The sequence below is a fragment of the Accumulibacter sp. genome (genome assembly GCF_023806625.1).
In the GTDB taxonomy this organism is placed as follows: Bacteria; Pseudomonadota; Gammaproteobacteria; order Burkholderiales; family Rhodocyclaceae; genus Accumulibacter.
On sequence record NZ_JAMTDX010000082.1, the window covers coordinates 1 to 11,344 of the forward strand.

Sequence of the window (11,344 nt, forward strand, 5' to 3'; positions counted from 1 at the left end):
CTGCCGGGGTTCGTTTCACTTGACGCGACGCCGATCCAGTATGATGCGCTGGGTGAGGTCTATGGGCATCGGCAGGGTCACGACTGGCTCGAAGCCATCAAGTGGCACCTCAATCGGCGCACCTTCATGGCCGCGCTTCACCTGATCGCTTGGAGCGAGTGGGCCCGGCAAAGTCTTGTCAGGGACTACCGCGTGCCTGAGGACAAGGTCACCGTCATCCCGCCCGGCGTGGACATCGGCGCCTGGCGACCGCGGCAACCGGTCCGGCGCTCGGCCGATGATCCGGTGAAAATCCTGTTCGTCGGTGGCAACCTGGCGCGCAAGGGTGGCCTCTTGTTGCTGGAAGCGTTCCGCTACCTGCAGATGCCGCAGGTCGAACTGCACGTCGTCACGCGTGATGAAGTCGAAGCGGGACAAGGTGTTTTCGTGTACCGGGACATGACCCCTAACGAGGAGCGGCTGAAGGCCCTTTATCACCAGTGCGACATGTTCGTCTTGCCGACCTACGGCGATTGCCTGGCCTTGGTTCTGTTGGAGGCTGCCGCCGCCGGCCTTGCCATTATCTCCACCGACCTCGGTGGGATTCCCGAGGTCGTTCGCGATGGCGAGACTGGCCTGATCGTGCCGATGGGTGACCGCCTGGCACTCGCCGAGGCACTTCGGGCACTGATCGGCCAACCCGATCTGCGCGCACGATTGGCGCAGGCGGCGATGGCGCACGTCGCGGCATCATACGACGCCACAAAGAACGCTCGTCGCCTAGTCGCACTGATCAGCGAGCACATTGCCGGCGTGCGGTCCGGCCGGACGGGGGAAGCTTGGGCCGCTCGCTAATCTTGTTGACCGTGTCGGGCAGCATTCCGGCCGGCATCGAGGCGGAGGTCGCCGCGGGCAGGCGGCCGCGCCCTGATTACGTCGAACTCGCCCGCGGCCTGGGAGCGGATCTCATCGACCGGGAAACCGCTCGCCGGAAGACTGGGTTTATCGGCCGCCTGCTGGAAGCCGTCATTGGCGCTGATGGACTGCTGGCTGTTGCCTGTTACCTTCGCTGCGGCGCCTACCGGCTGGTCATATCCGACGGGGAGCAGATCGGGCTGCCGCTGGCACTGCTAATGAAGACCTTGCGGCCCTGGCACCGACCAAAGCACGTGATGATCACCCACATCATCTCGGTGCGGAAGAAAATGCTGTTTCTTGACTGGTTTGGCGTGCAGAGCAGGATCGATCGGTTCGTTGTCTATGCGAGCTGGCAGCAAAGATTTATCATTGAGCGGTGGCGGTTGCCGGTTTCGCGGGTGGTTCGCATCCCGTTCATGGTGGACGCGAACTTCTTTTCGGCGCGGCCGGTCACTTGTTCTGATACGGCCCTTCCTCAAATCTGTGCTGTGGGACTTGAACGGCGCGACTACACCACCTTGGTGCGCGCCGTTGCCGGGCTTCGGGTGCGTGTCGTGATCGCGGCCCATAGCTTATGGGCGAAGCGCTCCGATGCGCCGGAAGAGGCAGCCATTCCCGAGAACATCGTCGTGCAACGACTGTCGCAGTTTGATTTGAGGCAGCTCTACGCGGACAGTCGGTTCGTCGTGATCCCGCTTCACGAGGTCCCGTTCCAGGCAGGGGTAACCGCCATTCTCGAGGCGATGGCGATGGGCAAGGCGGTGATCTGCTCGAAGGTGAAAGGGCAGACAGACGTTATCGTTGACGGAGAGACCGGACTTTACGTTCCACCATATGATCCAAGCCGGCTACGAACAGCGATCGAAACGCTTCTGTCCCAACCGGAGCTTGCCGAACGCATGGGGCGACAGGGTCGGCGGCTGGTCGAGGAGGAGATGAGCCTCGAACGTTACGTCGATCGGTTTCGAGGGATTGTCGAACCCGTCCTTGCAACGGGATAGAATGCATTCTACCCAAAAAGGGGGCGTTATTGTCCCGGCATCCTCTCGATGCATGCCGATGGCGTGGCGCGCCGACCACAGTGCTTCGCCAACAAGATCCACGAGCACCGAACGCAGAGCCAGGTCATATGCTGATTACGGATTTAAGCGAGTTCGCCGAAGGGCATGTCTTTACGGCAGACCTGGTTGTCGTCGGCGGCGGACCGGTGGGACTGACGATTGCGCGGGAGTTTTTTGGTCATACAGCGCGGGTCCTCGTGATCGAGAGCGGGAAACAGATCGAAGACCCAGCATACGAGGCGCTGAACGCGATCGAGTGCATCGGCCAGCCCGACACGGCAGTTCAGGTGCAATGGCGCTCCCTGTTTCACGCCGCACTTAACCCGCTGTGGTCGCAACAAACGCAGCCCTATGGCGTCCGCTGTCGCGGTCTGGGCGGGTCGACCATCGCCTGGGCCGGCAAGTCGGCCACATTCGACGAGGCGGATTTCGAGGCCCGTGCGTGGGTGCCCAATTCTGGATGGCCGATCGCCCGCAACGAACTTGAGCCGTATTTCCAGCGCTCGGCCACGGCGCTCAATCTCGGACCGGAGGGCTGCGACGATGAATTCTGGAAGGCAGCAGGAAGGAATCCGTCCGAGCCCAGCGTCAACAACGAGGCGCTGCGCTCGTATTTCTGGCAGTTCGCTCGCTCGCGTAAGGATCCGATGGACATCATGCGGTTCGGACCCGAATTCGCTCAAGAGCACGCGCCAAACGTTGAGGCTTTGGTCAATGCCACCGTGACGGAGGTGATGCTCACGCACAATGGCGCCGCGTTCAAAGGTGTTGAAATTGCCTCGCTCGACGGCGCCCGGCGCTTGGTAAGCGCGCCATATTGCGTTCTTGCCGCCGGCACAATCGAGAATCCGCGCCTTCTGCTCGCTTCTCAACGCGTGCAGCCAAAAGGGGTGGGCAACGGCTTCGACGTGGTGGGGCGGTATCTGATGGACCACATCGGCGGCCATGTCGCTCATTTTGAGGCTGGTGACATCCCGAAGGTATCCAGTCTCTTTGGCTTCTGCGGCTTGCGCCACCATGGGACCGTTCATGTGTACCTGCGCGGATTGGCGCTCACGCGCGCGGCTCAGGCGCGGCTGGAGGTAACCAACGCCTCCGTCTACGTGAGCGAGGAGCGCGCACCCGATGATCCGTGGAGCGCCCTGAAACGCCTGATGCAGCTGAAATCCGAGGACCCTGTCTCTGACGTTCTCGCGTTGGCGTCGAGCTGTGGTCTACTCGTCAAGGGGCTCGGCACGAGGGCGTTCCGGAGCAAATACATGCCGGGGGAGCTGCGTGAGTTCGCCATCAACCAGATGCTGCGATACAGTCCCGGCTTCGTCGCCCGGCAATTCCAGACCCGCAGTTTGCCTCACAAGCTGTCCGGCCTTGTCTTGGAGGGCATGGCCGAGCAACCGCCGGATCCCGACAGCCGCATTACGTTGAGCGAGGTGACCGATCGGCTTGGCGTACCGAGGGCGCGCGTGAACTGGACGATTGCCGACCAGTCACGCCGGGCGCTGGCGGCGATCGGCCGCTTGGTGGCCGAGGAGTTTCCAAAAATCGGCCTGCCGGCTCCGGTGCTGAAAGGCTGGGTCGCAGAGGATCACTTGAAAGACGGCGTCTTCATCGACATGGGCCATGGGGTGGGAACAACGCGCATGTCGCACGATCCGCGGACCGGCGTCGTTGATACCGATTGCCGCGTTCATGGCGTGCACGGACTTTTCATCGCCGGCGGCTCGGTGTTCCCCACCAGCGGACACACCAATCCGACCCAGATGTTTCTAGCGTTATCGATACGCTTGGCCGACCACCTGAAATCCGTCATGGCAGTTGGCCACCGGACGTGATAGGCGCCGGCGGACGAGGCCAAAAAGGGTGACGATGCCAAGAGTGACCGGTGCTGAAAATGGCTGATCCCCATCCGGACAGTCCGGACTAATCGTAGCATGCAATGCAGATGGCATCGCTCCTAGGTTCGGCGGTCCTCTTATCCGTCGAAATCCTGCTAACCGGGATCGTTGGGTACTGGATCGTCCTTACTATCGCAGCGCTCTTCGTCGCCCGCAGGACGCCGGACCGCCCTAGCGACCCGACCACCCGGTTCGTGATCTTGGTGCCGGCATACAACGAAGAACAATCGCTGCCGCAGACGCTTGCGAGCATTCGCAGCCTCGACTATCCGGCCAGCTTGGTGGCCGTTCACGTTGTCGCCGATAACTGCTCCGACCGAACCGCCGAGACCGCCAGGGCCTCCGGTGCCACCGTTCACGAACGCTTCGATAAGGAACGTAGGGGCAAAGGCTACGCCCTCGACTGGGTGCTCCGTCGCCTGGAGGAAAGAACCGAAGCCTATGACGCCTGCGTCGTGGTCGATGCCGATTCCGTCCTCTCGGCAAACTTTCTGCAGATCATGGATGTGCGCCTCTTCCGCGGTGAACGAGTCATCCAGGGGTATTACGCGGTGCGCAACCCCGAACGTTCCTGGAGCACTGCCCTGCGAGCGGTCGCCCTGGCGCTCCGGCACTATCTGCGACCGTTGGGGCGAATGGGCCTCCGAGGATCAGCCGGGATGATGGGCAACGGAATGGCGATTGCGAAGATGGTCGCCAGTCAACATTCCTGGGGCGGATCGCTGACGGAGGATGTCGCATATCACGCGGCTCTCGTTCTCGCCGGCGAGCGCGTTACCTTCGCACCTGACGCTGTCGTCTATGGAGACATGCCGGAAAGCTTGAAAACCGCGCGGTCCCAGAACGAGCGCTGGGAGGCTGGACGTTGGGAGGTGATGCGGCACTACGGATTGCCGCTGGTGTGCGAAGCCTTCCGCCGCCACAGCTTTGTCACTCTTGAGACCGCCGCTGATCTCCTGCTGCCGCCTCTCTCGGTAGTCGCGGGCGCCGCCGTCGCGTGTCTCCTGGGGGCGGTCATCGCCGGCACGCCGTTCTTAACCGGATGGGCGCTAGTGATCGTTACAGCAATCGCAGTGCATGTCCTTTGCGGACTGATCCTGGCGCGTGCGCCGATGACGCTGTACCGGGCGCTCGTGTTTGCGCCGGTGCTCGTGCTCTGGAAACTTGCCCTGTGGGTGCGCCTCGTTTTCGGGCGCCGCCCAGAGACCTGGGTCCGGACGACGCGTACGCCGGAACGGTGACGACCATGTCCCCTTCCGATCAGTTACCTGCGGCCGAGATTGCCCTGCCGATTGGTCTTCAGGATTTTGGATGCTGATCTCGCTCCCGAGCCTCGGTCCGGGGCGGAGCGATAAACACCGCCGCTGGCGCGGTGCGCTTTGCGGCGGCGAAGCGACCCGAAGTGCGGCGTTTCGGCAGCCGTGCCCCCCAGGCGCGCGCGTAGAGAACAAAAATGTATGGATCATTAACGAGGTAGCGTCGCCATAAGCGGGTCGGCTCAGTCATCAGCCGATGGGCCCACTCCAGGCCTAAGCGCCGCAACCAGAGGGGGGCGCGCAGCCGCGGCCTTGCAACGAACGCGAGCGAATTACCGACGCACAGGCCCAGTCCACAACTCCTGCCGCGCTGCTCGATACGGGTCGCCAGCAATTCCTGCTGGGGCGAGCCAACAGCGAGAAAAACAAAGCGGGCGGGAACGGTTTCGACAAAACTTACAGTCTTCTCAACTTCCTTGTCGTTGTGGATGAACCCGAATGGGGGAACATAATGATGGATTGAGAGTCCGGCATGTCTTTTGCGCAGGACATCGATAATCTCCCGTGAGGAACCGATCACGCTAACCGTATCGCCAGCTTTGAGAACCGACTGAAAAAGGTGAGCGACAAGGTCGGAGCCACTTACGAGTGGCATCGGCAGCCACATTATCCTGGCCAGAAACTGGAGCACTCGGCTGTCGCACGTGCATAACCACGCACGATCATAAATTGAAAGATATTCTCGTTCTTGCCGGTGTATGCGAACGACATGATCCACGTTTGGCGTCACGACGAACGCGAACGGGTCGTCAGGGTGACGCCTGACAATTGCGTCGACTACGCTCTGAAATCCGCGTCCGGAGAAGTGGACGTCCAGGAATCTGATGCTCGGAGTTTCAGGGAGGCGTTCCATGGGCAGCTGAGCGAGGTCCCTGCGTCCTATACGAGGGAACCGTGGTACTTTGCGTCGACGTGGTTGAACACGACGGCGACGTTTCCCGGCACCCCGCCGCCGAAAAACCGGAAGAACCGGGCAAGCACATCCGCACGCCGTTTGTCGGCCGTCGTCACCACGACCACATGGTCGGCATTGCGGCCGACCCAAAATGCACGCGGCGACTGCGACAACGGCGGCGCGCTGATGATGACCACGCGATAAAGAGCCTTGAGCGTCTCAAACACTTGGTCCAGCGCCGCATCGGCGCGAGTACCCAAACCGTCGCCGGTCCGGCCATGCGTGAGAACGTGGAAGCCGAGGTCCGGTTTGGGAACGATCGCAGCGACCGGGTTGACGCCCGACTGCGCACAGTCGGCCAAACCAAACGCGCTTTGTGCCGCAAGCAGTTCTGTAATTCTGCGCCGAGCATCCAATTCGACGAGAACCGTGGTCAACCCGGCCTGGCCGCTGAGGCGGGCCAATGCAACCGCCGCGGTCGTGCCGCCGTCCCCCTGTTTCAGCGAGCTGATGACGATACTGACCGGGCCGACGGGCCCCAGCCTGATGGCTTCCGCGATCCGCTTCAGTCCTTCCGCGAACTCAAGCGGGAGCTGGCGGGCGGTGATGGCGAACCGGCGGCCCGCTGCCGGCAGTGCGCCCACCACCGGGCAATGCACGATGGTCTCGAAGGCGGCCGTGTCCGCAGGACTTCGTACTTGGCGGTTCCACAGGGCAGCGACGCCAACGGCAAAGGCGAAAAATCCGCCCCATGCCACGGTGCCCCCGGCGGCGATCAGGGATCGTCTGGGAAACGACGGCTTCTCCGGAGGCAGCGCTCGCGATACGAAGTTCGCTTCGGACTGCTCAAGGCCTAACGCCGTTTTCAGCTTGTCGATCTCGTTCTTGAGCGATTCCCGGGAGTAGCGCAGCCCCTGCACCTCGGTTTCCAGGCTGTCGAGGTGAACGCGACTGGTGGCCTGATCGGTGACCTCAGAGTTCAGCTCCGAGAGTCGCTTCGACAGCGTCTGCACCCGGTCGCGCAGGCCGCGCTCCGTGGTGCGGACGCTCGCTCCGACGCGTTTCAACTCCTCATCGATCGCGCGATCCAGTTTCGCAATTCCACTGACGACCGCCTGGTAGCGCGGATGGCTCGGTCCGGTTTCCGAAGCCAGTTGTCCCAGCTCCACCGAGAGAACCGCGCGCTGTTCCTTGAGCTTCTGGATAAGGTCGGAGAAGGTCACCAGTGACAGGCTTTCGACGCCGCCGTCGCGGGCCTGTTCGATAACGATACGTTTTCGTTCGACTTCCGCGAGGTCCGCCTCGGAGGCAATCAGGAGCTCGCGGGTCTTGCCCAAAACCTGTCCGCGAACGTCTTGCGCCTCTGTGAACACCAGCTTGCGGTCGGCGCGAACCGAGGCGATCGAGTCTTCGATCCCCCGCAGCTTGCGAGTCATTTCATTTTGCTGCGCCAACAGCGCATCGAGCGCCTGCAGACGCGTCTTTCGCTTTTCTTGTATTTGTTGAGCGATGTAGGAATCACCAATGGCATTGGCCGCCCGCGCCGCCAAGATTGGATCGTTGGCCTTCACCTTGATCCCAGCGACGCCGGATTGTTCAATCTGCCAGACATCAACACGCTTCGCGAATTCCGTCAGCAATGACGCCTGCTTCTCAGTTTCGCTCATCTGTCTGGCGTTCAATGCCTGGTCCTTCCGGCGATCCTCAGCGGTCCCGGCAAGTCCTTCGTTGAACTCTGCGGAGTAGGCGATGCCGGCAGCGTCGAGAGCGGCTCCCAAGACAGCCGCGGACTTGATGGATTGCACGCGTGTGGAGAGGACTACCGGGTCCACAAACCGGTTGGGATCGCGCCTGCCTTCGCTCAGCGCGTCGAAGCCGTCGCCGTCAATCCGCAAGAAAGCCATGGCCTCGTAACGCGGGGTCAGCAGCCCGGCCAACAACCAAGCCCAAACCCCGAAGAGGATTGCCGATCCGGCGATCCGAAATCGCGCCTGCCACACCGCCGCGAAAACGGAGCTGAGATCCAGCCGCTCAAACGGGTCGATCGGCGGTGCAGCTTCGAAGCGCGGATAGAATCTGGGCGCCACCACGCTTCTGTCAGGTTCCGACGGAAGCTCAAGCTCCGAGGGTTGGCGGGAGTGGGGCGTGAGGTCAGCCATGCTTGGGTGAAGCCATGATGCTTCCTCGTTTCGGGTCAATCGATCACTGTGTGGAAGACGTGAGGGTGACGGAGACAGGCGCGCCGGCCGCCAGCTTCGCGTACTCGCTCGACAGGCGGATCAACGCGTAAGCGTATCGCTTGTCATTCCTCACGAACTCCGGCAAGCCGAAGAGGTCTGTCGGTCGTGGACCCGCCTCTACCTGTTCAATCACGCCTGCAAGCGGCGGCTTCGCGTCATCGGGCGAGACCAAGGCGGGACGACCGGGGATCAGGCCATCCGTATTCGGAAACAAAGCCTCGATGACAAAATCATTGCTGGACGATGCGGACACAAAGGCGACGGTGTTGCCAGGTTCGATTTCGGCGCCTGACGTCACGACAGTCGCGATGACCTTGCAAGCGCACTTGCTGGAAACCGAGGCCAAAGTGTTCGGCTCCGCCCGCAGCCGAAACGTTAGAACAGGCTGGCCCACTTCCAGCTGCGATCCAGCGCCGACCAGGACACGGTCGACGTAACCGCGGTCCGCGGCGACGATCCTTTGCGCCGGACGCGCCAGCGCAGCATAAATCGAACGGTTTGAGCCTTGGATCAGTTCGGGCTTCGCATAGAGGAAGGCCGGAATGCACGCAATCGGGATCAGCCAGAGGAGTATCATGCCGATGCTCCGCGCCGACGTGATCGACCGTCTCGTCCTGTGGTCGTGCACTGGGGCGACGGCGAGCGCTCCAGCGGACACCCCGTCCGGCACCTCTTCCATTGGCGTAACGCCGTGCTTGAGGATGAGCGCCCGCAACACCCCGATCTGGTCCGGAGACATTCCGACAAATGCCAACCCGACGCGATCGGCCCGCTTGTGAACGATCCGAAGCGATACCGCGATTGTAACCTCTATCCCTTCGCTGTTGATGATCAGCTCACCGAAGAGATCATCGCCGATCCTGCCAAAATTCGACGAATTAGCGACGGCGATGCCGCCAAGAGACCAGTTTAACGCTTGGAACTTTTGGTTCTCTATTAGAACATGGAGCCTGGAGTCGAGACGCGCATACCGTCGATGGTGTTTGCTGTCGTAACCTTGCGTCAATGTTGAGGCCCTGCAGGTCCATACGCCGATACAGCAGCCGACGACAACCCTTACTCGTATGCGGGTAACGACGTGTCGGCTCGCGAGCTTTTACGGCACTATACCATAGAAATTGGTCGGAATCACCACTGTTGGTGCAACAATGCTCGGTCAGGTTGGAAGCCTAACGGTCCCGCCGGCGCATGCGATCGCAGGCGGCTGACCAGGAGGTGCTGGCGCAGCCCTCCTTCGCCCGGTGTGCGCCGACGGTTGCGAGAAGGTTGATCTGCTTCCGCAAAGCTGGCTATCAAGCGCTGGCTGTTCGGCGAAGGTCAGGATTGCTAAGCTTGGCAGCGCAAACTTTCCTTTCGTCGTAAAGGGCCCGCTTGCCGCCTCAAGCGGGCCGCAACGATTTAAGAAGCGTACAAGACTTGCTTGCCTTTTCAAAACAAACGAAATTCGAGCGGACCGCTGTGTTGTGGGCGTGTACGCTCGTTTACGTTTATTTCATATATAATTTCTTTAGCGGGTTTTCTCCGTTTTCAGGACAACATAGTGTATTGGCATCTTCGGAACAAGGCAGCTTCGTCAATAAGATATCGACAGCTCTTATGTTCTGTGGATGCGTGCCGCTGTTGATTGCGTACCGGCGACGGGCTTGGGATCTCACTCAGTTTTCGCTTCCACTGCTCGTCGTCGTTTCATGGTTCACCGTGAGCGTTATCTGGTCTCAGCATCCCGACCTAACCCTGCGACGGATCATTGCCTATTGGATGTACCTCGTCATCGCAATAGCGGCCATTTCCACGATCATGACGCCGCAGAAGATCGTCGCAACGATCGCGTTGGTCTTTGCGACGGTAATCGTGTCCGATTTCCTGGCCCTAGCCCTGTTCCCTGCTGCGGCGACGCAGCTCGAAGGCGTCCGCGGCATTCATTTTCACAAGAATGATGCTGGTACGGTCGCCATGGTTTCGACGTTTGCTTTGGGGGGGGCATCATTCGCGACAAGGTCAAGACCGCCAAAAGCTGCTCTTTTCGTGCTTTCTATTGCTTCGATTTGTTTTCTCGTTATGTCACACTCAAAAACAACATTAGGTTTCACGCTTGTTCTCATTCTTGTAATTCCTGCAATATACGTGCTACTCCTAAAATCACGGGCTGTATTGGTTACAATTATCGCTCTCATTGTTGGTTGTGGTGCCGCGCTTTTTTCTGTGCTTGTTCTCTTTGATGTCAACATGGAGCAGATACTCACTTTTGTTTTTGGTGACCCGACCCTCACCAGACGCACGGACCTTTGGCGCCACCTGATGTACTCGATCTATGAACGCCCACTGCTTGGATCGGGCTGGGGTGCCTTTTGGGGAACGGGAGAAGCTGTAAATCCGATCCATGCGCCGCCGAAGACGTGGTTCCTTGACGCCGCTATGATCAACACAGCACACAACGGATATCTGGACGTTGTGCTGCAGACAGGTCTTGTTGGACTTGTTTTGACCTTAGCGCTTATTTTTCGATGCTTGTGGAACTATGTTTGGTTGCTGCAGGCAAAACAGATATCGCCGGCAGAGCGACGCTCCGTGCTTGTTTTTTTCGCCGTGGCAATTGCCATTTTGCTAAACAGCACGATGGAAAGCCGAATTTTTGGCGTGGGCGATCCCATTGCGCGGCTTTTTGATCTTATCTACCTTTCCGGAGAGTGCTGGCGACAGCAGATCCGGGTACGCGGCCGCGAGCAGGAGGTCGCGAGACGTTTCGGCCGTTCTGCCGGTTCGGAGGCACTCATTCCTGCGGGCACGCCGGAGCGCTAAAGGCCGAAGAAGGGAGTGAGGCGATGTCGAGCCCACTTGACCGCCTTGGGAAAGCCCACGGTCGCTTTGGGGCGCTGCTGCTCGCTGTTGTCGTGACATTGGCTACGGGCGCCGATGCGGCGGCAGCGAATGCAAGGGAAAGCTTGGCGAGCTCTTTCCAGCTCAACGCCGTTCCCGAGAACCCGCTGATCCGCGTCGATCAGTTCGGGTACCGTCCAGCCGACCCGAAGGTCGCGGTTCT

Annotated in this window: 8 protein-coding genes; 5 read left to right on the forward strand and 3 right to left on the reverse strand. The window is 60.6% G+C overall.

All coding sequences use genetic code 11. The annotated features are described in order from the left end of the window. From NFW05_RS13580 to NFW05_RS13595, 4 genes are all read left to right on the forward strand, one after another. The coding region (locus tag NFW05_RS13580; RefSeq protein ID WP_295307808.1) for a glycosyltransferase family 4 protein at positions 1 to 834 on the forward strand (834 nt) is incomplete at its 5' end. Continuing rightward, the gene (locus NFW05_RS13585) at positions 819 to 1,898 is read left to right on the forward strand and encodes a glycosyltransferase family 4 protein (RefSeq protein ID WP_295307811.1); all 1,080 of its coding nucleotides are present in this window, start codon (positions 819 to 821) and stop codon (positions 1,896 to 1,898) included. The genes NFW05_RS13580 and NFW05_RS13585, both read left to right, overlap by 16 nt. 128 nt (positions 1,899 to 2,026) lie before the next feature. Beyond that, the gene (locus tag NFW05_RS13590; RefSeq protein ID WP_295307814.1) at positions 2,027 to 3,790 is read left to right on the forward strand and encodes a GMC family oxidoreductase; all 1,764 of its coding nucleotides are present in this window, start codon (positions 2,027 to 2,029) and stop codon (positions 3,788 to 3,790) included. A gap of 110 nt (positions 3,791 to 3,900) precedes the next feature. Then, positions 3,901 to 5,094, forward strand: a complete 1,194-nt coding sequence (locus tag NFW05_RS13595) for a glycosyltransferase family 2 protein (RefSeq protein ID WP_295307817.1) — start codon at positions 3,901 to 3,903, stop codon at positions 5,092 to 5,094. 58 nt (positions 5,095 to 5,152) lie between these two features. Here the strand turns inward: NFW05_RS13595 and NFW05_RS13600 are convergent, their stop codons facing one another. From NFW05_RS13600 to NFW05_RS13610, 3 genes are all read right to left on the reverse strand, one after another. Further along, positions 5,153 to 6,022, reverse strand: coding sequence for a WecB/TagA/CpsF family glycosyltransferase (locus NFW05_RS13600; RefSeq protein WP_295307820.1), 870 nt, complete (start codon positions 6,020 to 6,022; stop codon positions 5,153 to 5,155). Positions 6,023 to 6,048: 26 nt separating this feature from the next. Continuing rightward, on the reverse strand, positions 6,049 to 8,151 hold the full coding sequence (locus tag NFW05_RS13605) for an exopolysaccharide transport family protein (RefSeq protein ID WP_295307823.1): 2,103 nt from the start codon (positions 8,149 to 8,151) through the stop codon (positions 6,049 to 6,051). A gap of 115 nt (positions 8,152 to 8,266) precedes the next feature. Then, positions 8,267 to 9,310, reverse strand: coding sequence for a PilZ domain-containing protein (locus tag NFW05_RS13610; RefSeq protein WP_295307826.1), 1,044 nt, complete (start codon positions 9,308 to 9,310; stop codon positions 8,267 to 8,269). A gap of 410 nt (positions 9,311 to 9,720) precedes the next feature. Here NFW05_RS13610 and NFW05_RS13615 point away from each other — a divergent pair, with 410 nt between their 5' ends. Then, positions 9,721 to 11,103 (forward strand): O-antigen ligase, encoded by a 1,383-nt coding sequence (locus NFW05_RS13615; RefSeq protein ID WP_295307830.1) that lies wholly within the window; start codon positions 9,721 to 9,723, stop codon positions 11,101 to 11,103. The last annotated feature ends 241 nt before the right edge of the window (positions 11,104 to 11,344 follow it).